Genomic DNA, 24,020 nt, shown 5'->3' with positions numbered 1-24,020 from the left:
GGTCATAGCTTCACCCTGATGAAACGATTCACAGTTCTGTTCGGCCCTCGGGAGTGCTGAATTCATGTCTGCCGTATCCGCCGTGAAGGCGGCCCTCAGGACCCAGGCCATCGAGACGCCGTCATGGGCGTACGGCAACTCGGGTACACGCTTCAAGGTGTTCGCGCAGCCCGGAGTGCCGCGCACCCCGCGGGAGAAGCTGGACGACGCGGCACGCGTCCATGAGCACACCGGCGTCGCCCCGGCCGTCGCCCTGCACATCCCCTGGGACAGGGTCGACGGCTCCGATGGCTACGCAGAGCTCGCCACGTACGCCGACGAGCAGGGTCTCAGGCTCGGCGCGATCAACTCCAACGTCTTCCAGGACGACGACTACAAGCTCGGCTCGGTCACCCATCCCGACCCGGCAGTGCGTCGCAAGGCCCTCGGGCATCTGCTGGAGTGCGTCGACATCATGGACGCGACCGGCTCGCGCGATCTGAAGCTGTGGTTCTCCGACGGCACCAACTACCCGGGCCAGGACGACATCCGGGCCCGCCAGGAGCGTCTCGCGGAGGCGCTGGCCGCGGTGTACGAGCGCCTCGGCGACGATCAGCGGATGCTGCTGGAGTACAAGCTCTTCGAGCCGGCCTTCTACGCGACCGACGTCCCGGACTGGGGCACGGCGTACGCGCACTGTCTGAAGCTCGGGCCCAAGGCCCAGGTCGTCGTCGACACCGGCCACCACGCGCCCGGCACCAACATCGAGTTCATCGTCGCGCTGCTGCTGCGCGAGGGGAAGCTCGGCGGGTTCGACTTCAACTCCCGCTTCTACGCGGACGACGACCTGATGGTCGGCGCGGCCGACCCGTTCCAGCTGTTCCGGATCATGTACGAGGTGATCCGGGGCGGCGGCTTCGGGCCGGACGTGGCCTTCATGCTCGACCAGTGCCACAACATCGAGGCGAAGATCCCGGCGATCATCCGCTCGGTGATGAACGTCCAGGAGGCCACGGCCAAGGCCCTGCTGGTCGACGCCGACGCCCTCGCCGCCGCGCAGCGCTCCGGTGATGTGCTGGCCGCCAACGCGGTCCTGATGGACGCGTACAGCACGGACGTCCGCCCGCTGCTCGCCGAGGTCCGCGAGGAGCAAGGCATCGCCCCGGACCCGATCGCGGCGTACGCCCGCTCCGGCTGGGCCCAGAAGATCATCGACGAGCGTGTGGGCGGGGAGCAGGCGGGGTGGGGGGCGTAAGCCCCTGCGGGGGACTCGGCGCGGCCACGACGCCGCGGGAATCGCCTCGGGAGCAAACCGGTCGGGACGTACCGATCGGATGGACCGTGGGGACGAACCGCGCGGATGAACCAGCTGGATGATCCAGCCCGGATGAACCGTGCGGATGAAGCGGCTCGGATGAACCACCTCGGACGAACCAGCGCGGATGAACCACCTCGTATGAAGCAGCTCGGATGAACCAGCCCGGACGAACCAGCTCGGACTCGAAGGAAGCAGGCAATGACGGACGACAGGACTCATGCGCGCGTGGCCGAGCTGCTCGGGCGTTCGCATCGGCTGGGGGCCGACCCCCGGAACACCAACTACGCCGGCGGGAACACCTCCGCGAAGGGCACCGGCACCGACCCCGTCACCGGCCAGGACGTCGAGCTGATGTGGGTGAAGGGGTCCGGCGGTGACCTCGGGACGCTGACCGCCGGGGGACTCGCCGCGCTGCGGCTCGACCGACTGCGCGCGCTCACCGGGGTGTACCTGGGCGTGGAGCGCGAGGACGAGATGGTCGCGGCGTTCGACTACTGCCTGCACGGCAAGGGCGGCGCGGCACCGTCCATCGACACCGCGATGCACGGTCTGGTCGACGCCGCCCACGTGGACCACCTGCACCCCGACTCGGGCATCGCGCTCGCCTGCGCGGCCGATGGCGAGGCGCTGACCAAGGAGTGCTTCGGCAACCAGGTCGTATGGGTGCCCTGGCGCCGTCCCGGCTTCCAGCTCGGCCTGGACATCGCGGCCGTCGAGGCGGCCCACCCCGAGGCGATCGGCTGCATCCTCGGCGGACACGGCATCACCGCCTGGGGAGACACCTCCGAGGAGTGCGAGCGAAACTCGCTGCGCATCATCCGCACCGCCGAGGAGTTCCTCGCCGAGCGCGGCAAGGCCGAACCCTTCGGCCCGGTGCTCGAAGGCTACGAGCCGCTGCCGGAGGCCGAGCGTCGCGCCCGTGCCGCCGCGCTCGCCCCCGTCGTCCGTGGCCTCGCCTCGGCCGACCGCCCGCAGGTGGGCCATTTCACCGACTCCGACGTTGTCCTGGACTTCCTGTCCCGCGCCGGGCATCCACGGCTCACCGCGCTCGGCACCTCCTGCCCGGATCACTTCCTGCGGACGAAGGTCCGCCCGCTGGTCCTCGATATGGCACCCGGCGCCCCCCTGGAGGAGGCCGTCGCGCGCCTGAAGGTGCTGCACGCCGCCTACCGCGAGGACTACCGCGCCTACTACGAGCGGCACGCCGACGCCGACTCCCCCGCGATGCGCGGCGCCGACCCGGCCATCGTGCTCGTACCGGGCGTCGGCATGTTCAGCTTCGGCAAGGACAAGCAGACCGCGCGCGTCGCGGGCGAGTTCTACGTCAACGCGATCAACGTGATGCGCGGGGCCGAGGCGGTCTCCTCGTACGCGCCGATCGAGGAGGCGGAGAAGTTCCGGATCGAGTACTGGGAACTGGAGGAGGCCAAGCTCCGCCGCATGCCCGCGCCGAAGCCGCTCGCGACCCGGGTCGCGCTCGTGACGGGGGCCGGCTCCGGCATCGGCAGGGCCATCGCGCACCGGCTGGTCGCGGAGGGCGCGTGCGTCGTCGTCGCCGACCTCGACGCGGACCGTGCGGCGGCGGTGGCCGAGGAGCTTGGCGGCCCGGACAAGGCGGTCGCGGTGAGCGTGGACGTCACCTCCGAGGAGCAGATCGCCGCCGCGTTCGCCGCCGCGTCGCTCGCCTTCGGTGGCGTCGACCTGGTCGTCAACAACGCCGGCATCTCCATCTCCAAGCCGCTCCTGGAGACCACGGCGAAGGACTGGGACCTCCAGCACGACATCATGGCCCGCGGCTCCTTCCTGGTCTCGCGGGAAGCGGCCCGGGTGATGACAGCGCAGGGCATCGGCGGAGACATCGTCTACATCGCCTCCAAGAACGGCGTGTTCGCCGGTCCCCACAACATCGCGTACGGCGCGACCAAGGCCGACCAGGCGCACCAGGTCCGGCTGCTGGCCGCGGAGCTCGGCGGGCACGGGATCCGGGTCAACGGAGTGAACCCGGACGGGGTCGTGCGCGGATCGGGGATCTTCGCGGGCGGCTGGGGCGCGCAGCGTGCCGCGGTCTACGGGGTCGAGGAGGAGAAGCTGGGCGAGTTCTACGCGCAGCGGACGCTGCTGAAGCGCGAGGTGCTTCCGGAGCACGTCGCGGGCGCGGTGTTCGTCCTGACCGGCGGCGACCTGAGCCATACGACGGGCCTCCACATCCCGGTGGACGCGGGCGTCGCGGCGGCGTTCCTGCGCTGACGCCGCGCAGCGGCGTGCGGTCCGGGGCGGGCGGCGGCATCCGGCCCGGGTGGGCGGCAACCTGGCACGGGCGGGTGGCATGCGGCACGGACGGGCGGTCGGCATGCCTCCGGGGCGCCCAGGGCGGGCGGCGGCATCCGAGCCCGGACGGGCGGCGGCATGCCTCCGGGGCGCGCAGCGCCCCGGGCCTCGCGCTGGGGGCCGCGCGCTGCGAGTCGCGCATCGCGGCCCTCGCGTCGCGGCCCGACCGCGCTGGGCCCCGCTCGCGTTGTGGGCGGTCGGTCCGCCGTGGTGCGGCACGCGTTCCTCCACCGGAGCCCGCCCGCGGATATCCCCCGGGCTGAACGACTGCCCACCACCGGGCCGGCGCCCGATCGGCCGCTGCCGAACACCGACCTCGCAAGGATGACGAGAATGCCACCTCACGACCCTCTCCCCTTCGCCGCCGTCGACCTCGGCGCCTCCAGCGGCCGCGTCATCGTCGGCCGCGTCGGGCCGGGCACGCTCGGTCTCACCGAAGTGCACCGGTTCCCCAACACGCCCGTACGCACGGGCGGGACGCTGCACTGGGACATCCTCGCCCTGTACCGCGGCGTGCTCGACGGCCTGCGCGCCGCGGCCCGGGCCACCGGCGGGCGGCTCGCGAGCGTGGGGGTCGACTCCTGGGCCGTGGACTACGGCCTCCTGGACGCCGACGGAGCGCTCATCGGCAATCCCGTGCACTACCGAGACACCCGCACCAAGGCCGTCACCGCGAAGGTCGCCGACGCCCTCCCGCCCGCCGACCTGTACGCGGCGACAGGGCTCCAGTACCTCCCCTTCAACACCGTCTACCAGTTGGTCGCCGCCCAGGGCACCGCCGCCCTCGCCGCCGCCCGCAGCCTGCTGCTGATCCCCGATCTCCTCTCGTACTGGCTGACCGGTGAGGCCGGGACCGAGCTCACCAACGCCTCCACCACACAGCTCGTCGACCCGCGCACCCGTGACTGGGCCCGGCCCGTCGCCGAGGCGCTCGGCATCGACCTGTCGCTCTTCCCGCCGTTGCGCCGCCCGGGCGACCCGGCCGGGACGCTCCTGCCCGAGGTCCTCACCGACACGGGCCTGAGCGGGCCGGTGCCCGTGACCGCCGTCGGGTCGCACGACACCGCGTCCGCCGTGGCGGGCGTGCCCGCGCGCGGGGAGCGCTTCGCGTACATCGCCACCGGCACCTGGTCCCTTGCCGGGCTCGAGCTCGACGCGCCCGTCCTCACCGAGGACAGCCGGCGCGCCAACTTCACCAACGAGCTGGGGGTGGACGGCACCGTCCGCTACCTGCGCAACATCATGGGACTCTGGCTGCTCCAGGAGTGCCTGCGCGACTGGGAGGCGCGGGGGCAGGCGGTGGAGCTCGGGGAGCTGCTGCGCCGCGCCGCCTCGTGTGCGCCCCTGCGCTCGGTCGTCGACGCGGGCGATCCCGCCTTCATCCCCCCGGGCCGGATGCCGGAGCGGATCGCCGAGGCATGCCGTGGCTCCGGCCAGCCCGTGCCGCGTGACGCGGCCGAGACCACCCGCTGTGTGCTGGACTCGCTCGCCCTGGCCCACCGACGCGCGCTGATGGACGCCCAGCGGCTCTCCGGCCGGGCGGTCGACACCGTGCACATCGTCGGCGGCGGCGCGCACAACGAGCTGCTGTGCCGACTGACGGCCGACGCCTGCGGGCTGCCCGTGGTGGCCGGCCCCGCCGAGGCCGCCGCACTGGGCAACATCCTCGTACAGGCCCGAGCGGCAGGCGCAGTCATCGGAGGTCTGCGTGAATCGCGGCAGCTCCTGTGCGAGACTCAAGGCCTACGGCACCACGTACCCTCGGGAGACATCCGAGCATGGGAGCAGGCCGAGGCCCGTCTCGCCAAGGAGGAACAGCCATGCGGGTAGCGCTCTTCGTCACCTGCGTCAACGACACGCTCTTCCCGCGGACCGGCCGGGCGGTCGTCACCCTGCTGGAGCGACTCGGCGTCGAGGTGGACTTCCCGCCGGCGCAGACCTGTTGCGGGCAGCCGCAGTTCAACACCGGCTACCGGCACGAGACCGAGCCCCTGGTGCGCCGCTACGCCGCCGCGTTCGACGACTACGAGTACGTCGTCACCCCGTCCGGCTCCTGCGCGGCGATGGTCCGCGACAACTACCCGCGCATCGGCGCCAAGGCGGCCTCCGAGGGCCGGGGCCAGGAGCTCACCGAAGCCGCGGCGAGCGCGGTCCCCAAGACGTACGAGCTGACCGAGTTCCTGGTCGATGTGCTGAAGGTGACGGACGTCGGCGCGTACTACCCGCACACCGTCACCTACCACCCCACGTGCCACGGCCTGCGGATGCTCGGTCTCGGCGACCGGCCGCGGCGGCTGCTGGAGCACGTCAAGGGCCTTGAGCTGCGTGAGCTGCCGGGCGCCGAGGAGTGCTGCGGCTTCGGCGGCACGTTCGCCGTCAAGAACGCCGCCGTCTCGGCGGCGATGGGCGCCGACAAGGCCCGGAGCATCGACTCCACCGGCGCCGAGGCCGTGTGCACGGTCGACAACTCCTGCCAGATGCACATCGGCGGCACGCTCGCCCGGCTCGGCTCGCCGGTGCGCCCGGTTCACATCGCCGAGATCCTGGCCGGCACGGAAGAGGACACCCGATGAGCGGCGGTACGTACCTCGGCATGCCCGCCTTCCCGAAGGCCGCGTCCGAGTCCACGCAGAACCTCACCCTCCGCGGCAATCTGCGCCACGCCACGCACACCATCCGCGACAAGCGCGCCAAGGCCGTCGCCGAACTCGACGACTGGGGGCGGCTGCGCGCCGCCGGGGCGGCGATCAAGAACCGCACGCTGCGCCACCTGGACCACTATCTGGAGCAGGTGGAGGCGGCGGTGACGGCGGCCGGGGGCCAGGTCCACTGGGCGGCCGACGCCGCCGAGGCCAACCGCATCGTCACCGGACTCGTCCGGGCCACCGGAGAGACCGAGGTCGTCAAGGTCAAGTCCATGGCCACCCAGGAGATCGGCCTCAACGACGCCCTCGCCGCAGCCGGCATCACGGCCTGTGAGACCGATCTCGCGGAGCTGATCGTGCAGTTGGGCGACGATCTGCCGTCGCACATCCTGGTCCCGGCGATCCACCGCAACCGCTCCGAGATCCGCGACATCTTCCGCGAGAAGATGGCGGACTGGGGCCGCCCCGCCCCCGACGGTCTGACGGACACACCGCGCGAACTGGCCGAGGCGGCACGGCTGCACCTGCGGGAGAAGTTCCTGCGCGCGAAGGTCGCGATCTCGGGCGCCAACTTCATGGTCGCCGAGACCGGGACGCTGGTCGTGGTCGAGTCCGAGGGCAACGGCCGCATGTGCCTGACCCTGCCCGAGACGCTGATCTCCGTCGTCGGCATCGAGAAGGTGGTGCCGACCTGGCAGGACCTGGAGGTCTTCCTCCAGCTCCTGCCCCGTTCGTCGACGGCGGAGCGGATGAACCCGTACACGAGCATGTGGACGGGTACGACGGACGGCGACGGCCCGCGGACCTTCCATCTGGTCCTCCTCGACAACGGCCGCACGGACACCCTCGCCGACACCGTGGGCCGCCAGGCACTGCGCTGCATCCGCTGCTCGGCCTGCCTCAATGTGTGCCCGGTGTACGAGCGGGCTGGCGGGCACGCGTACGGGTCCGCCTATCCCGGCCCGATCGGCGCGATCCTCACACCCCAGCTGCGCGGCACGGACAGCGAGCTGGACGCCTCGCTCCCCTACGCCTCGACGCTGTGCGGTGCCTGCTACGAGGTGTGCCCGGTCGCCATCGACATCCCCGAAGTGCTGGTGCACCTACGAGAACGGGTCGTCGAGGGCGGCGAGGTGACGCGCGACGGCGGGAAGGTCACCATCCGCCCGGCCAAGGGGCACGCGGCCGAACGGGCCGCGATGCGCGCGGCCCGCTGGACGCTGGACCACCCGGGCGCGCTGCGCAGGGTGCAGCGCCTCGCCTCCCGCACGCGCCGGCTGCATCCCCGGCGTCTGCCGGGTCCCGGCCGGGCCTGGACGGACACGCGGACGGTGCCGGGGGTGCCGGCCGAGTCGTTCCGCGACTGGTGGCAGCGCACGCGCGGTGAAGGGAGCGGCAAGTGAGCGGCAGGGACACGGTCCTCGGCAGGGTGCGGCACGCCCTGGCGGACGTACCGCGCGAGGAGCGCCCGGACGACGTGCCGGTCGTCCGCGACTATCTCCAGGTCCACGGTGAGCGCACGCCCGCCCGGACGGCGGACCTGCTCGCCGAGAACCTGGCCGACTACCGTGCCCTCGTGCACCGCTGCTCCCCCGGCGACGTACCGGGCCTGATCGCCCGGCTCCTGGCCGACCGCAGTGCCCGTACGGTCGTGGTACCGGAGGGCCTGCCCGCGGAGTGGCTCGCGGAGACGGCGGGCGTCGAACTCGTCCCGGACACCTCGGAGTCGACGCCCGCCGAACTCGACGCGAAGGACAGCGTGGTCACCGGCTGCGCCGTGGCCATCGCCGAAACGGGGACGATCGTCCTGAACGGCGGCTCCGCCCAGGGCCGGCGCCGGATCACCCTCGTCCCTGACCACCACATCTGCGTCGTGCGCGCCCCCGAACAGGTCGTCGCCTCGGTCCCCCAGGGCCTGTCCCGCCTGGACCCGACGCGCCCCCTGACCTGGATCAGCGGCCCTTCGGCGACGAGCGACATCGAACTGGACCGGGTGGAAGGGGTGCACGGACCCCGGACGCTGGAGGTGATCCTGGTCGAGGGCTGAGGCCCCACTCGTGCGTGGGCCCCGGCCGGACCGACCGGTCCGGCGAGGGCCTTCGGCGTGTCAGCTTCCGGCCGGCGGTGTCGCCGTGGAGCGGAACGTCCATGTCCCGGAGCCGACTTCGTAGACCGCCGTCCCCTTCTCCGTCCGTGTGAGACGCGCGCCGGAGTCGGCGTGGACGGTGCCGGAGGTGGCCGGGACGCGGATCTCGGCGGTCGTTCCTGCCGGGACGGTGGTGTCGAGGCGGTAGGCGGAGCCGGCGCGCTGCCACTTGGTGCGGACCGTGCCGTACGGCGTGGTGTACGAGCCCGCCGCCGAGGTCAGGTCGCCCACCAGCGCCGGGGCGATGAGGAGTTCGCGGTAGCCGACGGAGCCCGGCCGCTGCTGGATGCCGGCGAGGCGGCCGGTGAACCAGGCGTCGATCGCGCCGAGCATGAAGTGGTTCTGCGACTGGCCGGGGCCGCCGTCCCAGGTCTCGCCGAGGGTCGTGTTGCCGGCGAGGACCTGGTAGCCGTAGCTCGGGCTGGTGGTCTGCGTGGCGATCTTGTAGACGATGTCGTCACGGCCCGACTCCGACAGCACCCGCAGAGCGGCGGGCAGGGAGATCTCGCCCAGCACGAGGTGGTGGTCGGCGGCCACCACGGAAGCCGTGAAGTGGGCGAGCAGACGCTCGCGTTCACCGGCGGGGACGGCTCCCATGTCGAGAGCGAGCGCCTCCGCGCCCTGGCCTCCGCCGCCGAAGGTGCCGGTGGCCGGGTCGTAGTACTTCGCGCCAAGAGCGTGCGCGCTGGTGTCCGCCTTCTCCTGGTACAGGGCGGCGTCGGCGTCCTGGCCGAGGACCTTCGCGATGCGGCTGAGGCCGTCGACGACGCGCCAGTAGCCGTAGGTGCCCGCGACGGCGCGCGGGAAGGTGCGATCGGGGGTGATCCAGTCGCCGAGGCCGTAGTCGAGGATGCCGCCGGAGACCTTCTGCTCCAGGAAGGTCACGTACTGCTTCATCTGCGGGTAGTACGTGCGCAGCGTCTCCTCGTCGCCGTAGGTCGTGTAGAGCTGCCACGGCACGAGGACGAACGCGCCGCCCCAGTTGGCGTCGTTGCGGTAGCCGCCGGAGAGTTCGACGTAGTCGGGGACGGTGCTGGGGATCAGGCCCTCGGGGGTCTGGGCGTCCGACATGTCCCGCACGATCTTGCGGAGGTAGGACTGCATGTCGTAGTTGGCGGCCAGGGAGGGGAAGACGAGCTGGTTCTGCTCGAGCCAGCCGAGCTTCTCGCGGCTGGGGCAGTCGGTGAGGACGCTCATCATGTTGCCCTCGACGGCGCGGCGGACGAGTCCGTGGATGCCGTTGACGAGCTCGTTGGAGCTGGTGAAGCTCCCCGCCGATGAGTTGTCGGTGTGCAGGACCTTTCCGCGCACGGAGACGGTGGCGCCGGCCGGCAGGCCCTTCAGCTCCAGGTAGCGGAAGCCGTGGTAGCTGAACTTCGGGTGCCAGGTCTCCGCGCGGCCGCCGCCCTTGGTCGTGTACGTGTCCCACAGGGGTGCGCCGACGTTGCTGATGGACTGGAAGGCGTGGCCGTCCTTCAGGCTCTCGGCGGGATGGATGCGTACGGCCGTGCCGGCGGGTGCGGTGACGGTGATCTCGGGCCAGCCGGCGATGTTGCGGCCGAGGTCGAAGACGCGGCTGCCCTCGGCGCCGGCCACCTCCGTGCCCTTCAGCGTCTCGATGACCCGGACCGGTTCGGTCTCGCGGGCGCTGAGTGCGGCCGGTTCCTCCGCGCCGCCCGGCCGGCCGAGTGTCACGGCCTCCTGCCATGAGGAGCGGTCGCGGCCCGGCTCGTCCCAGCCGGATATCTCGCGGCGGGCGTCGTAGTCCTCGCCGCCATACCAGTTGGACGACGTCGTCGGGCCGAGGGTGGTACGCCAGTCGGTGCCGCTGGTGATGCGGCGTACGGTGCCGTCGTCCAGGGTGATCTCCAGTTGGGCGATGAGCTTGGGGTCGCTGAAGTTGCCGTACCACTTGCGGTAGCGGTCGGCGGTGCTGACGACGTTGGAGGCGCCGTTGCCGAGGGCGACGGCGAGGGTGTTGGTGCCGCGCCGCAGCCGCTCGGTGACGTCGTAGGTGGCGTACTGGACCCGGTCGTCGAAGTCGGTGTTGGCGGGCTCCAGCACGGCGTCCCCGACGGGTCTGCCGTTGATGCCGGCTTCGTGGATGCCGAGCCCTGCCAGGTAGAGGCGGGCACTGCGGGCGCCCTTGGGGAGGGTGAAGTCCTTGGTGAAGAGCGGGAGCCCGGCGGGCAGATAGGGCTTGGGCGCCTGCTGGCCGGTCACCTCGGCCGCCTTCGTCCACGGGCCCTCGGTGGTCTCGGCGGTCGACACGGTGTAGTCGACGGGGAAGTGGGGCACGCGGCCGTCGTCGGTGAGGACGTCGGCGCGCGGATAGAGGACCACCTGGTCGAAGGACCGCGCCTGCTTCAGGTCGAGAGTGAGGGTGACCGGGGAGTCGGGGCCGGTGTGTTTCTGGCTCGCGTATCCCGCGGACCGGTCCAGCGCGCTGTTGCGCACCCCGTCGACGGCGAGCGCCGGCTCCCAGATCTTGCGTACGGTGTCGGTCTCGGAGGCGGTGACGGCGGCGCCCTTCGCGTGGTTCACGTCCGGAGCGGCCGAGTCGCGCACCTCGAACTCGCCGAGCTGGAGGCGCCACGCCTCCTCCAGCGGCAGCCCGAGCATGGTGACGTCGAGCCGGACGTGCCTGGCCGTCGTCCTCGGCAGTGTCACGACGACGGGCTCGATCTCGTGCCGGCTCAGCCGCCACGCGTCGTTCGTGATCCACTGGGCGGTCCAGTCCTCGGCGCGGGTCAGGCCCGTCTCGAAGACGGCGATGTCGCTCCACTCGGAGGCACGCGCTCCGGACCAGAGCTGAACGCGCCAGTGGACGCGGTCGCGTGAGCCCAGTGCCTTGCCGGCGTAGACGGTGCGCGGCGCGGCGGAACGGACCTTCCCCGAGTCCCACAGGTCGGGCCGCCCGTGCTCCAGCCTGTCGCGGCTGGTGGCGGCCTGGACGCGGTAGGCGCTCTGGAGGACGTTCCGGCCGCGCCCGGTCGGCTGCCAGGTCAGATCGGGTGTGGTGTCGTCGATGCCGAGGGCGCTGCGCAGGTGCTGGGTCTGCAGTGCGGTGGCCCGGGCGCCGTCGCCGCCCGAGGCGGCGGCGGGGAGCGCGGAGGGGACGACGGTGACGAGCGCGGTCAGCCCGGTGGCGAGGACGAGCGCGGGTCTGGCGAGTGAACTCATGCCGGTCTCCATACGGGTCAGTGCAGGTCGATGGTGAGGGGGCGGCGCGGGCGCAGGACCACGGGTCCCAGCAGCCCGGAGGGCAGCGGCTTGTTGCGTTCGTTGGAGAGGGTGTTGGACACGCGTACGGCGATGTGGTTGGCCCCGGGCCGCAGTGCTTCGGTGACGTCGACGACGTACGGGGTCCACAGGGCCGGCGGCAGGGCCGTCCCGTTGACCGTGACCTGGGCGACCTCGCGCACGGTGCCGAGGTCCAGGTGGAGACGGCGGCCGGCGAGGGCGGCCGGGCCGAGGTCGATGTCCTTGGTGTAGGTGGCGCTGCCGGAGAACAGCGGGGCGATGTCGCTCCAGCTGCCGAGCGGCCGTACGACGGGCTGTGCGCCGTCCTTGTGGAGCGTCAGGGTCCAGTCGCCGTCGAGCGGGATCGGTTCCAGGGTGTCGGTGACGCGGGCGGTGCCGCGGTAGGTACGGCGGCCGTCGGTGCCGGTGAGCGCGTGGCTGCCGGGCGCCTCGGCGACGGCCTGGACGCGGAGCACGTCGCGGTGTGTTCCACGGCGCTCGGTGACGGAGGTGACGGACGTGACGCAGGTGACGGGCAGCGATCCGGCGTCGGTGAGGTGTGCCGCGTCCCTGCCGTGGCCGTCGCGGAGGACGACGGCCAGCGTCTCGTACGGGCCGAGCCTCAGCGGTACGCGGACACCGTCGCCGGGCCGTGCGGGCGCCCGGTACACGGGCGCGGGTACGGCCGTTCCGTCCGCCGGGTTCCACACCTCCGGTACGCCACGCGCCGGGAGCGTGGCCCAGGTGTCGACGGGAGCGGCGCTCTCGTTGTTGAACAGGAACGCGATGTCGCGGCCCCGGGTGGTGCGCAGGACGCGTACGGCGGGCGCGGCGGGTTCGAGGACGGCCGCGGCGGCGCCGGCCTCCCGGACCTCCTCGCCCAGCGCGTCCACGGCGGTGACGCGCACGGCGCGGCCTCTGCCGATCCGCCGGGAGCCGGCCGTGCTGCCGAACAGGTCGTTCAGGGCGTGCCGCAGGGCGTCGTCACGCCCGTTGGCCTCGTGCTCGGGCAGTGCGCCGACGGCGACGACCGTTCCTCCCCCGCGCGCGAAGGCGGCGAGGGCGCGGACCGCATCGGCCTCCAGCACCGGCGTCTCGGGCAGCACGACCAGGTCGTAGCGCGCCCGCCCGACGGCCAGCTGCCCGTCGCCGAGCCTGGCGTGGCACAGCAGGTCGGGGTCGCCCGCGAGCGCGCCCTCGTGGACGAGGTCGAAGTCGGTCTGGGCGCTCTCCAGCGCGTAGGCGGCGGCGGCGAACGGGTCGTCGACCTCGCCCTGCCGCTCGGTGCCGGTGAACTGCTCGGCGGCGCGCTGTGGCTGCAGGAGGGCGGTGCGGGCGGCCGAGGTGCCGCGGGCGAGTTCCATGACGCGGCCGATCCAGTCGGCGATCGGCCGCATCGCCCACCACCAGGGGGCGCGGGGACCGAACGGCGGCGGGAAGAACACCCTGGCCTCGTTGGTCCACAGTGCGTGCAGCACGGTGAGGTTGCAGCCGCGCGTAGCGAACGCGCCGAGCAGCGCGTGCACGAATTGGGGCGCCACCTGCCAGCCCATGTTGCCGAACGCCTCGATGACCACCCGCTCACGGCCGGTCTGGTGGGCCACGGACGCCGGGTTGCGCGGGTCCATGGTGGGCTCGCCCGCCACGTACTCGCCGGTGATGACGTCGCCGCCGGGGATCTGCGCCCACTGGTTGACCTTGTGCAGATCGCCGGTGGACAGGATGCGCTTGGAGGGGGCGGCCTCGTCGTAGAGGGGGTTGGTGATCAGGCGGACGCGCCGGTCGGCGTACCAGTGGGCCTGCTTCTCGAAGTACTTGGCGAAGCGGTTGGACACGGCACGCCAGTAGCGGCCGCGCAGGATCCGGCCCGTCTCGCCGAGGTCGTCGTACACGGCCGCGTACGCCTTGCCGGGCTCGGCGCCGACCTCGTGCAGGGCCGCGGCGAGCGTGGGCGACCAGGGCAGTCGCTTGAAGGGGTGGGGGCCCGCGGAGGCGATGAACGGCTCGTCGTCCCAGAAGCCGGGCACGACATTGCCGAAGTAGCGGCCGAAGCGGCGGTGGTACTCCCCCGGCACCATGTCCAGCATCAGCTCGACCGGCTCGTCGTCGAGCAGGTCGAGATACGCGCGGGTGTAGCCGGAGCTGTCGTCGGACAGGATCGCGCCGCCGAAGAGGTCGATCTGCCAGCGGCCTTCGGGTACTCGCCAGGCGCGCCCGGCCGTCAGTTCGCCGGTCAGCTCGACCAGGGCGGAGCCGTCGGACGGGCCGGCGGGACGGGCGGCCGCGGCCACGGGCCGGGCGGCCGCCGCGGGCACGGTCCGAGTGTGGAAGTCACCTGCCGATGCCGGGTCGTCGAAGGCGGACGCGTACAGGGCACTGCCGTCGGCCGCGGTGAGGGTCAGGTCCTCCCACAGGGCGCGCTGCCCGTCGACGGCGCGGACGCCTGCGCCGCCGCGCGGGTGCGCGTCGTCGGTGACGGTGCCCTTGTCCTTGCCGTCGAGGGTGACGGAGAGCGTGGCGCCGCGGACCTTCACGACGAAGGTGTGGAACTTGGTGCGGTTGAAGCCGTCGGTGCGGCTGCTCCTGGCGAGTTGCTGCGAACCACCGGCCGTCAGGCGGGAGATGGTGACGACCCCGGTCTGGTCGAACTCCACCGCGTAGCCGGTGTCGCCGGAGGCCGAGGCCCGGACCACGAGAGCGACCGAACCGGTCTCCGTCCTGGCGTTGCCGGTGACGTCGTAGTCCGTCCACTCCTCACCGCCGCGGAGTACGGCGGCGCCGGCGAGCACGGCCGCGTCGGCGACGAGCCGGCCGGAGGCGACGGCGACACCGGTGGTCTCCAGCAGGTCGAGTCGTGCGGGGCCCTCGACGACGGTGGTGGACCGCCACAGGCCCTTCAGCCGCAGTTCGGGGCGCGGGGCGTAGGTGCGGGACCCGACGGTGCCGCCCTGGGCGACGAGGTAGGCGGCCCGTCCGCTGGGGAAGTGGTTGTCGTTGAAGATCCACACCCGCATGCCGGTGCGCTCGGCCTCTTCGATGACATGGCCGACGACGTCGAACCACTCCTCGGAGAAGAAGACGGGCTTCATGTCCTCGTTGTCGTAGGGGAAGACGACGACCTCGTACATCCCCTTGTCCCGGAGGTCCGCCAGCTGCCGGTCGATCAGCTCGTGGGTGACGGGGCCGTTCCAGTACCAGTAGACGGTGGGACGGCTGTCGCGGCGCGGGTCGGCGAAGGTGGCGGGGGTGAAGCGGGAGGCGGGGGCGGCGTGTGCGGTCCCGGTGGGGAGAGCGCCGCCGAGCGCGGCTGCCGTGACTCCGGCGGCGACGACGAAGTGGCGTCTGGACAGGTCGAACTCAGGCAGGGAAGGGCTGGGCATGGAGGGGCTCGCTCCTAGCAGGCGGGAGGGGGTGAAGGGTCGGGTGCCCACGCGCGGGATCGGGGCGCCCGCGTGGGGGTAAGGCACCCACGCGGGGGTCCGGCACTCACGCGGGGGTCCGGCACTCACGCGGGGGTCCGGCACTCACGCGGGGATCAGGCACTCACGCGGGCGAGGGTCGCGACCTCGGTGGCGGGCAGGGCGCGGTTGAACACGCGGAAGTCGTCGACCGCGCCGTGCAGGTAGGGGTGCGTGGCGTTCTGTGAACGTCCCAGGTAGTTACGGGTGGTGGCGCCGAGCAGCAGCGGACCGGACACGAGCGCGTCGTTCCGCCCGGCCTCGGCCCCGTCGACGTAGAGCACGCCGGTGCCGCCGCCGGTGCGGCCGTCGGCGCCGCCGGTGAGGCTGAGGGCGACGTGGGTCCAGCGGCCCTGCGGCAGCGGTCCCGTGGCGTCGATGAGGTCCTCGCCGTCCATGCCGGAGATCTTCAGGGCCGCTCGGGCCCGACCCGCGCCGGTGCGCGGGGTGAGGAAGAGGTAGGTGCTCTTGTGGAAGCCGAGGTCGAAGACGCGGGCCGAGTTGACGAGGGTGTCGACCCGGACCCAGGCGCTGACGGTCAGCTCGTTCAGCCCGGTGATCAGGCCGGGCGGCAGCGCCACATGGCCGTCGACGCCGTCGAGTTCGACCGCGGCGCGCCCGGTGCCCCAGCGGGCGCCCCCGGCCAGCGTCGCCGCCGCGAAGGTGCCGGTGCTGTCGGCGGTGGTGGTCCCGGTGCCCTCGTCGAGGGCGAACCGGGCGACCTCGCGGGCCGGACGGGGGCGCGGCGGCACGGCGAAGTACACGTTGTAGCGCTGGTGGTGCACCCGGTGGAACGGCAGCAGCGGCACCTGGGCGCCTTCCGCCACGGCCGTGAACTCCACCTGGTCTCCGGGCACTCTGCGGATGGAAGCGGGGTCGAGGGCGGGAATCGTGGGTGACTCCACGGCGCCGTACGCCCCGGCCAGTACCACGGGCCCGTAGGTCACCGACTGCACGTGCGGATTGTCGGGCGCGGGGCGGCGGTCGAGTTCCATCGGCAGCGTGAGCTCGACCGTGTCACCGGTGCGCCAGTACCGTTCGAGGGTCGCGTGGCGTCCGGGCCGGGTGTCGGTGACCGCCGTGCGGCCGTTCACGCGTAGGACGGCCCGGCCGTCGAGCCAGCCGGGGATGCGCACCTTCAGCGCGAAGCGGCCGCCGCCCGACGTGACCGTCAGACGCACCCGTTCCGACTCCGGATAGCGGGTCTCCTGGCGCAGTGTCACCCTCTTCTCGTCCCAGGTCACCTCGGACGGGATGAACAGGTTGACGTACAGGGCGTCGCGCGCGTGCGCGTAGATCGTGTCGCCGAACTTCGTCTGGGTCTCCAGCGCGGTGCCGTGGTCGCAGGAGAAGTTGTCGTAGTCGCTGCTGTAGCTCCCGGGCGCCGCCCCGAGTCCGCCCTTGGACTGCCGTTGCGAGCCGGCCCACAGACCCGTGTAGTACGTGACGTAGCCGTGGGCGGAGTCGGGGTCCTGCTCGCCGAGCATCTGGTTGAGCACGGTCCACTCGTAGTGGTCCATGTAGGCGGTCGTGCCCGGGTCGTGGAGGAACAGCTGCCGGCCGAGCTTGAGCATGTTGTAGCTGTTGCAGTTCTCGCAGGTGTCCTCGGAGAGCCGGCTGACGATCTCGCCGGGCGGGCCGAAGAACTCCTGGTTGGAGTTGCCGCCGATGGCGTACGAGTGGTCGCGCACGACGGTGTGCCAGAAGTACTCGGCGAGGCGGAGGTAGCGCTCGTCGCCGGTGGCCTCGTACTCGTGCACGGCTCCGACGATCTTGGGGATCTCGGTGTTGGCGTGCCGGCCCGCGAGTTCGTCGCGGCCGTCGGCGAGCGGCCCGTACACCTCCTCGTGGTCGAAGCGGCGTGCGGTGCGCAGTGCGACGGGGTCACCGGTGGCCAGATGCAGTCGGGTGAGGACGTCGTTCATGCCGCCGAACTCGACTTTCAGGACCGACTGCATGGTGGCGTACGGCAGTGCCGCGGTGCGCCGCTCGGCCCAGGCGGCCATCCCTCGCAGCACATCCAGGGCCTGGGCGCTGCCGATGAGTTGGTGGCAGTCGAGCAGCCCGGCCATGATCTTGTGGAGCGTGTAGTACGGCGCCCAGGGCTTGCCGCCCGCCTCCAGGTCGGCGAAGACCTGCTCGGGGAAGGCCGACAGATAGCCGGGCGAGTGGCCGGCGGCCGGTGAGGCCGCCTGGCACTCGGCGAGTGCCGCGATGATCCGACGGGCCTTGGCGGCGTACGCCTCGTCGCCGGTGGCCGCATGTGCGAGGGCCAGGCCGGAGAGCAGATGCCCGGTGGTGTGGCCGCGCAGGAGCACCGTCGGGGCCTCCCAGCCGCCGCAGGGCTCGGCGGTGGAGGGCAGAGCGACGTTGGTGCGGAAGGTGTGCAGCAGCCGGTCGGGGTCGACGGCCAGCAGATAGGCGCAGGTGCGGCGCATGTTGGCGCGGAAGGGGCTGTCCAGGAGCGCGACCGAGTGGAGCGGGAACGGCTTCAGCGCCGGGCGCCGGGCGGCTTTCGCGGCGAACGGTGCGTCGGGCGGCATGGCGTTCGCCGCGGTGGCCGGACCACCGGAACCGATGGTCACCGCGGCGGTGACCGCGCCTGTGCCCATCATGAGATGACGCCGCGTCAGCGGAATTCCGTGCATCGGAATGGTGCTCCTTCGGGCAACGTGATTGAAACGTTTCGCAGAGCTGACGGCAACTCTGGGCCCGGCCGTCCGATCCCGTCAAGACACGTGAGGAACTGTAAAATTGGGTGAGTCCGCACCCAGCCCTTGCCCTGGACCGGCGACACTCGTATGTTTCCGCCAGATTCTCTTGAATCGTTCAAACCCAACAGGTGCACGCCAGGTGCACGGCAAGGGGAGGGCCATGAGCCTGCGGCGGAGAGCGCTGCTGAAGATGGGGGCCGCGGCGGGCGCGGCCATGACCGTGCCCTGGGGCGCGGCCCCGGAGGCGGGCGCGGCGCCGGCATCCGGGCACGCCACGGGCGCGGGCGCGGAAGGCCACCAACCGGGCGCCTTCGCCGCCCACCGCGCCTTCGGCGACCCGTGCCCCGAGGTCCGCCCCCGGTTCCGCTGGTGGTGGCCCGACGCCCTCGTCGACACCGCCGAGATCGAGCGCGAGATCGACCAGATCGCCGCCGCAGGCTTCGGCGGTGTCGAGATAGCCGCCGTCACGCACAGCATGCGGGGCGGGGCGACGATCGACCCGGTCCGCTACGGCTGGGGGACTCCCGCCTGGGTCAGGGCGGTCGAGGCGGCACTGCGCCGGGCGAAGAAGCGGGACGTCACCGTCGACCTGACCCTCGGGCCCGCGTGGCCGAACTCCGTTCCCTCCATCACGCCCGACAGCCCCGCCGCCGTGAAGGAACTCGCCCACGGCACCCTCACCCTCGCCGCCGGCCTGCGCCACACCGGCGCGCCCCCGGCCCCCGGCACAGCGCCCGCCGAAGGCGTCACCCAGCAGGAGCTGAAGCTCGTCCAGGCGATCCGGATCACCGACGCCGCGGCCGAGCCCATGCTGCTGGACCACACCACCGTCACCGACATCACCGGCGCCGTGACCGGCGGCGAGCTCGACTGGACGGCACCCGACGACGACGGCGACTGGCTCGTCATCGCCTACTGGGAGCGCGGCTCCGGCCAGCGCCCCGAAGGCCCGCACCACACCGACCCGCTCTCCTACGTCATCGACCACTTCAGCGCGGACGGCACCCGCGCCGCCATCGCGTTCTGGGAGCGCCATCTCCTGCCGCCGAGCACCCGCGAGCTGCTCCGCGAGACGGGCGGGGCGCTGTTCGAGGACTCCATCGAGCTCGAGACCGACGAGACGATGTGGACTCCCGTGCTGCCGGCCGAGTTCGAGAAGCGCATGGGGTACTCGCTGCTGCCGTACCTGGCGACCGTCGTCGAACGCGACGAGGACCCGGTCCACGCCTTCGGCCCGGAGATCGACAAAGCCGTCCGCCGCGACGTCGTCGAGGTGCTGACCGAGCTGTACGTCGAGCATCACCTGAAGCCGTTCCAGGACTGGGCGCACCGGCTCGGTCTCCAGCTGCGCGTCCAGCCGTACGGCCCGGGCACCGACTCCATCTGGTCGGCCGCCGTGCTCGACGTCTCCGAGGGCGAGTCCCTCGGCTTCAAGAACCCCGACGACTTCCGCTGCCTGGCGGGCGGGCGTGACATGGGCGGCAGGCTCGTCCTCTCCAACGAGGCGGGCGCGACGGCCGGCGGCGCCTACGCCACGGCGTGGGACGCGACGCTGAAGAAGCTCGTCACCCAGTACGCGGCGGGCGTCAACCAGGCCTACTTCCACGGCTTCGCGTACGCCGAGGCGCCCGGCGCGGCCTGGCCCGGCTTCGCCGCCTTCTCCCCGTACAACGGTGGCGGCGGGTACGGCGAGGCATGGGGGCCACGACAGCCCACGTGGGCCCATGTCCCGGACATCGCACGGTACTTGAGCCGTACCCAGCTGATCCTACAGACCGGCGTCAACCGGGCGGACATCGGCATCCTGCGGCAGAAGGGGCCCGCAGGCACCGGCCTCGGCGCACCCTGGTTCACCGCGGAGGGCGTGCCCGTCGGCTGGACACATCTGTTCCTCAGCCCGCGACTGCTCGATCTGCCGTCCGCGACGGTACGCGGCGGACGGCTCGCCCCGGAGGGCCCGGCGTTCAAGGCGCTCGTCGTCGAGGGCGACGTACTGAGCGGCAAGGACCGCACGATGCAGCTGGACGTCGCCGAGAAGCTCATCGGCTACGCGAAGGCCGGGCTGCGGATCGTCGTCATCGGCGACTGGTCGGACGCTCGCGTGCCGGGGCTGCCCGGGCCCGGCGACAACGAGCGGCTGCGCGCGCTGCTCGCCGAGCTGTTCGCGCTGCCGGCGGTGCGGGTGGTCGCGGACCGGCCCTATGTGCCGGACGCCATCGCGGCACTGGGGCTGCGGCGCGACGTCGAGTACGCACAGCGCTCGTGGCTGGTGCACGCCCATCGGGCCGACGAGGACGCCGACTACTTCTTCTTCGCCGTGGACGCGGTGACCAAGGGCGCGTCCACCACACGGGTCGACCACGACGTCACCCTCGTGGCGCGCTGGGACGACGCGGTGCCGTACCGCCTCGACGCGTGGACGGGATCGGTGGAGCCGGTGCCGCTGTACTCCCGTACCGAGGACGGGCGGGTGCGGCTGCGGATCACGCTGGAGCCGGGGGCGACCACGATCGTCGCCCTGGTGCGGCCGGGCCGAGGGGCCGGCGGGTTCTCCCGGCACGCGACGCACAGCGACGCCGCGGAGGTCCGCCGGGGTGCGGGCGGTCGCCTGGAGATCCGCGACACGCGGCCCGGCACCTACCGGACCACCCTCCAGGACGGCCGAACGGCCGAAACGGTCCTGGGCGGCCTGCCCGAGTCGATGCCGCTCACCCGCTGGGACCTGACGGTCGAGGACTGGCAGCCGGGCGCCCGCCCGTCCCACACTCTGAAGCCCCGCCGCGAACTCACCCTGGACCCGCCGGCGCCGTGGCCCCTCGTCCCGGGTCTGGAGGACGTCTCCGGCATCGGCCGCTACCGCACGACGGTACGACTGGACGCGCCGTGGACGGGCGGGTACGGCGCGTACCTCGAACTGGGCGAGGTCTTCGACACCTTCCGTGTCACCGTCAACGGCCACCGCCTGCCGCCGGCGGACCAGTTGACCCCGCGGGTCGACGTCGGCCCGTACCTGCGGCGCGGGACCAACACCGTCGAGGTCGAGGTGGCGACGACGCTGCTGAACCGTCTCCGGGTGGCGAACGCCCCGGTCTTCGGCGGCGGGAAGCGGCAGAACTACGGTCTGGTGGGACCGGTGCGGCTGGTTCCGTACGGGAGGGCGGCCGTCGGACGCTGACGGCCGCGCCGGTGCCCCGCCGCCGGTGCGAGCCCGCCGGCGGTGTGGCGCGCAAGGCCGCGACGGGCAGGGCGTGGTGGTCCGCCGGGGACGGCAGGGCGGGTGCGCCGCCGACCGCGGCCGGCACCTGCGGGCACCGGTCGCCCCGAGCGACCACGGTGGTCTCCGGACGGTCCGGTACCCGCGCGGGCCGCTCCGGGGCACCGGTGCCGAGCAGCCGGCCGAGTACCGCCGCCACCGCGGGCGCCCGCGGCGGGACGCCGCTCTCGTGCGCCTCGCCGGCCACGCCCGCGACCTTCCTGGCGCCGACCACATCTGCGGACCGGGTGCATGGCCGGGTCCCGCCTCGGGTCGGCCGGCCGGTTGCGGGAAGCCGCTGTCGGACCGGTGACGGACGGTTCGCACGGCGACACCGGTACGTCGGGACGGCTCACCGGTCGTGAGCAGCCGGGCACTGTCGTCGTTCGTGAGCGCGGTTGCGGACCCTCCAGTGGCTGGAGACCCACCCTTCGAGCGCCGAGCGCCGAAGGTCCGTCACCCTGCGCGACGGCCCCCGGCGTGGCCCGGGCCGTCGGAGTAGCGTGGGAACTCCAGTCTTGCGCGTCCAGGTTCGCGAAGCGTGGCGATGAGGGGCTGTCGTGTCTACGTCAAGTCATGCGGTGTTCGGTGCTCCCTGCTGGGTGAGCCTCATGGCTCGTGACCTGCCTGCCGCCGAGGACTTCTACGCGGCGGTGCTCGGCTGGGTCTTCCGGCCCACCCGGCTGGGCGAGGAGTTCTCCGTCGCGTTCCTCGACGGGACTCCGGTCGCCGGTATGGGGGCGCTCGCCCACAGTCTCAAGGCGCCGGTGGCGTGGACGCCGTACTTCGCCGTCGACGACGCCGACGCCGCGGCCTCCCGGATCTGCGAGCGCAGCGCCACCGTCGCGGTCGGTCCGCTCAGTTTCGGCACCGGGCGGGCCGCGCTGGCCTCGGACCGGGACGGTGCCGTCTTCGGCATCTGGCAGGGCCAGGCCATTCCCGACTGGAGCGTGGGCACCGACGAGGCGCCGGCCTGGCTGGAACTGCGCACCCGGGACGCCTTCGACGCGGCGATCTTCTACGCCGAGGTGCTCGACTGGGCCTGCGGCCAGCCCGGTTGCTGCCAGGTGGCCTACGAGGACGACCACGTCGTGCTCCGTCATTACGGCAACACCGTCGCCCGCATCACCGGCGGTGCGATCGGGGAGGCTCCCGACCCACAGGTCCGACCCCGTTGGCATGTGTACTTCTACGTGCCCGATGTCGAGTTCGCCGTCCGCACGGCGGTCAAACTCGGCGGCAGCACGGTCTCGCCGACGGAACCGTCCGACGCCGATGCCTGGGTCACCCTGAGCGACCCCGACGGCGGTCTCTTCACCGTCACCTCTCGCGATCCGGCCGCACCGCCGCCCGGACAGTCGGCCGGGCGGTCGGCCGAGCAGCCAAGCGCTTCCTGACGACGACCCTCGCGGACGTCCTGGCCGACGAGCGAAGGCCCGGTGCGCCAGGTGCCGCCGCCCATGGGGCACCGGCGTCCTGACGCACCGGACCGAAGCAGCGGCCGGGCGGGAGGGGTCACCCGGCCGCGGTGTCGGGGATCCACGAGCCGTGGATCATGGCGGGGACCCGGCGCGGCAGATGGACGGTGGCCACCGGCGGCAGTGACAGGTCCGAGGCGTCCAGGACGAGCATCCTGGACGCGTCGGCGTTCAGGTCGCTGACGACGGTCAGCAGATACCCGGCGTCCTCGTCACTCGCGCCCGCGGCCGGGACGAAGACCGCCTCGCTGGGGAGCTGACCGTTGCCGACGGGGAGCAACTGGCGGTTCCCGGTACGCCGGTCGTACTTGACCAGGGTGTGGTTGCCGACGCCGCGGTCGTCGGGGAAGGACAGCGCGTACTGGTAGCGGTGCTCGCGGCCGGTGTACGCGTCGTTGATCGTCGGGAACTCCACGGTCAGGTCGTCGATCTGCTCCTCGGCGACCCGGCCGGCCGTCAGATCCACCGTCCACCGCCGGGTGCGGGAGCCGGAGTTGGGCTCGGCGCCGCGGTCGGGGGCGCCGACCCACCAGTTCCAGGAGCGCTGCCAGCCGTCACGGCCCACCGCGGGGCCCTCGATGACGATTCGGCCGTGTGCGTCCTCGTACGCGTTGGCGAAGTGCATCCCGAATCCGGGGAGGATGTCGAACCAGCGGACCTGCGATGCCCCTCCGTTCCCCCTGGGCATGACGCCGATCCGCGCCTGCTGGACGTCGCTCCAGGCGTAGGGGATGCCGGAGTGCTCGCCCGGGTCGAAGGTGACCGAGCCCTCCAGGAACACCACGTGGTGCTCGGTGATGACGAAGTCGTGCTTCAGCGCGGCGCCGGCTCCCGGGACTTCCTGGCTCCGCAGGACCTGGCCGTCCGGCGACGCGACGTGGTGGATCAGGAAGGGCGGGAAGGGCGAGGAGGCGAAGAAGTGGAGTTCACCGGTTTCCGGATCCTCCTTGGGGTGGGCGGTCATCGCGGAGGTCAGCCTGCCGCCGAAGTCGTACGCGCCCACGGTCTCCAGGTCCGCGGTCAGCTCGAACGGGAGGGCCGACTCGCACAGGGCGAGGAGACGGCCGGCGTGCTCGATGACATGGGTGCCGGCGGTGCTCACGGTCAGGTCGGGGCCGTGCTCGGTCATGTACGGAGCACCCTCGAGGGCGGGGGTGTGGACCCAGCGGTTGCGGTACCACTCGGCGCGGCCCTCGCGGAGGCGGATGCCGTGGACCATGCCACTGCCCTTGAACCAGTGGGTCGGGGTGACACCGGGCTTGGGGTTGTGGCTGTTGCGGATCAGACGGCCGGTCAGCTCGGGGGGCAGGGTGCCCTCGACGGTGAGTCCCGTGGCGGTGATCTCGTCGGCGACGGGGGTGTAGTGACCGGTCAGATAGGGCCTGCTGGTCATGGCGGCTGCCTCTCTCGCGTAGTGGTGTGGTCTGGTGTGGTGCGCCGGGGTGTCGGCGTGGTGGA

The 24,020-nt window shown here is 72.4% G+C and carries 12 protein-coding genes; 8 read left to right on the top strand and 4 right to left on the bottom strand.

What is annotated here, in order from left to right; genetic code table 11:
• The first annotated feature begins 64 nt into the window (after positions 1-64).
• The 6 genes from rhaI (at position 65) to ACIQMR_RS19950 (ending at position 8,317) form a co-directional block, all read left to right on the top strand.
• Entirely contained in the window at positions 65-1,234 is a 1,170-nt protein-coding gene (gene rhaI / locus ACIQMR_RS19975) for an L-rhamnose isomerase (protein ID WP_401388683.1), read from the top strand.
• A gap of 261 nt (positions 1,235-1,495) precedes the next feature.
• Complete coding sequence (locus ACIQMR_RS19970; protein WP_401388680.1) at positions 1,496-3,544, top strand: bifunctional aldolase/short-chain dehydrogenase; 2,049 nt, start codon at positions 1,496-1,498, stop codon at positions 3,542-3,544.
• A gap of 414 nt (positions 3,545-3,958) precedes the next feature.
• Positions 3,959-5,455 carry a rhamnulokinase family protein gene (locus tag ACIQMR_RS19965; RefSeq protein ID WP_401388677.1) on the top strand — a complete coding sequence of 499 codons (1,497 nt, stop codon included), beginning with the start codon at positions 3,959-3,961 and terminating at the stop codon, positions 5,453-5,455.
• Complete coding sequence (locus ACIQMR_RS19960) at positions 5,446-6,198, top strand: (Fe-S)-binding protein (protein WP_401388674.1); 753 nt, start codon at positions 5,446-5,448, stop codon at positions 6,196-6,198. Before ACIQMR_RS19965 ends, ACIQMR_RS19960 begins: the two co-directional genes overlap by 10 nt.
• Positions 6,195-7,673, top strand: coding sequence for a lactate utilization protein B (locus tag ACIQMR_RS19955; protein ID WP_401388671.1), 1,479 nt, complete (start codon positions 6,195-6,197; stop codon positions 7,671-7,673). Before ACIQMR_RS19960 ends, ACIQMR_RS19955 begins: the two co-directional genes overlap by 4 nt.
• The gene (locus ACIQMR_RS19950) at positions 7,670-8,317 is read left to right on the top strand and encodes a lactate utilization protein C (RefSeq protein WP_401388668.1); all 648 of its coding nucleotides are present in this window, start codon (positions 7,670-7,672) and stop codon (positions 8,315-8,317) included. Before ACIQMR_RS19955 ends, ACIQMR_RS19950 begins: the two co-directional genes overlap by 4 nt.
• Positions 8,318-8,377: 60 nt before the next feature.
• Here the strand turns inward: ACIQMR_RS19950 and ACIQMR_RS19945 are convergent, their stop codons facing one another.
• The 3 genes from ACIQMR_RS19945 to ACIQMR_RS19935 form a co-directional block, all read right to left on the bottom strand.
• Entirely contained in the window at positions 8,378-11,599 is a 3,222-nt protein-coding gene (locus ACIQMR_RS19945) for a family 78 glycoside hydrolase catalytic domain (protein ID WP_401388665.1), read from the bottom strand.
• A 17-nt stretch (positions 11,600-11,616) separates the two neighbouring features.
• A complete protein-coding gene (locus ACIQMR_RS19940) occupies positions 11,617-15,039 on the bottom strand; it encodes a glycosyl hydrolase (RefSeq protein ID WP_401388662.1) in 3,423 nt (1,140 codons plus the stop codon).
• Between the two features lie 155 nt (positions 15,040-15,194).
• A complete protein-coding gene (locus ACIQMR_RS19935; protein ID WP_401388659.1) occupies positions 15,195-17,765 on the bottom strand; it encodes a beta-L-arabinofuranosidase domain-containing protein in 2,571 nt (856 codons plus the stop codon).
• Between the two features lie 226 nt (positions 17,766-17,991).
• Between ACIQMR_RS19935 and ACIQMR_RS19930 the strand changes: the two genes are divergently transcribed.
• Both ACIQMR_RS19930 and ACIQMR_RS19925 read left to right on the top strand, forming a co-directional pair.
• On the top strand, positions 17,992-21,006 hold the full coding sequence (locus ACIQMR_RS19930; RefSeq protein ID WP_401388656.1) for a glycosyl hydrolase: 3,015 nt from the start codon (positions 17,992-17,994) through the stop codon (positions 21,004-21,006).
• A 689-nt stretch (positions 21,007-21,695) separates the two neighbouring features.
• Positions 21,696-22,481 (top strand): VOC family protein, encoded by a 786-nt coding sequence (locus tag ACIQMR_RS19925; protein ID WP_401388653.1) that lies wholly within the window; start codon positions 21,696-21,698, stop codon positions 22,479-22,481.
• Between the two features lie 118 nt (positions 22,482-22,599).
• Here ACIQMR_RS19925 and ACIQMR_RS19920 read toward each other — a convergent pair whose 3' ends face one another.
• Complete coding sequence (locus tag ACIQMR_RS19920; protein ID WP_401388650.1) at positions 22,600-23,955, bottom strand: carotenoid oxygenase family protein; 1,356 nt, start codon at positions 23,953-23,955, stop codon at positions 22,600-22,602.
• Positions 23,956-24,020 lie beyond the last annotated feature (65 nt).

Origin of the sequence: Streptomyces sp. NPDC091376 (assembly GCF_044757085.1) — a bacterium.
GTDB lineage: Bacteria > Actinomycetota > Actinomycetes > Streptomycetales > Streptomycetaceae > Streptomyces > Streptomyces pratisoli.
This window is presented reverse-complemented; position numbering and strand designations above follow the sequence as displayed.

Coding starts and splice junctions, on each gene's coding strand:
- ACIQMR_RS19935 (WP_401388659.1), bottom strand. CDS start 17,765: ATGCACGGAATTCCGCTGACGCGGCGTCATCTCATGATGGGCACAGGC.
- ACIQMR_RS19965 (WP_401388677.1), top strand. CDS start 3,959: ATGCCACCTCACGACCCTCTCCCCTTCGCCGCCGTCGACCTCGGCGCC.
- ACIQMR_RS19945 (WP_401388665.1), bottom strand. CDS start 11,599: ATGAGTTCACTCGCCAGACCCGCGCTCGTCCTCGCCACCGGGCTGACC.
- ACIQMR_RS19970 (WP_401388680.1), top strand. CDS start 1,496: ATGACGGACGACAGGACTCATGCGCGCGTGGCCGAGCTGCTCGGGCGT.
- ACIQMR_RS19925 (WP_401388653.1), top strand. CDS start 21,696: ATGGCTCGTGACCTGCCTGCCGCCGAGGACTTCTACGCGGCGGTGCTC.
- ACIQMR_RS19955 (WP_401388671.1), top strand. CDS start 6,195: ATGAGCGGCGGTACGTACCTCGGCATGCCCGCCTTCCCGAAGGCCGCG.
- ACIQMR_RS19940 (WP_401388662.1), bottom strand. CDS start 15,039: ATGCCCAGCCCTTCCCTGCCTGAGTTCGACCTGTCCAGACGCCACTTC.
- ACIQMR_RS19930 (WP_401388656.1), top strand. CDS start 17,992: ATGAGCCTGCGGCGGAGAGCGCTGCTGAAGATGGGGGCCGCGGCGGGC.
- ACIQMR_RS19960 (WP_401388674.1), top strand. CDS start 5,446: ATGCGGGTAGCGCTCTTCGTCACCTGCGTCAACGACACGCTCTTCCCG.
- rhaI (WP_401388683.1), top strand. CDS start 65: ATGTCTGCCGTATCCGCCGTGAAGGCGGCCCTCAGGACCCAGGCCATC.
- ACIQMR_RS19920 (WP_401388650.1), bottom strand. CDS start 23,955: ATGACCAGCAGGCCCTATCTGACCGGTCACTACACCCCCGTCGCCGAC.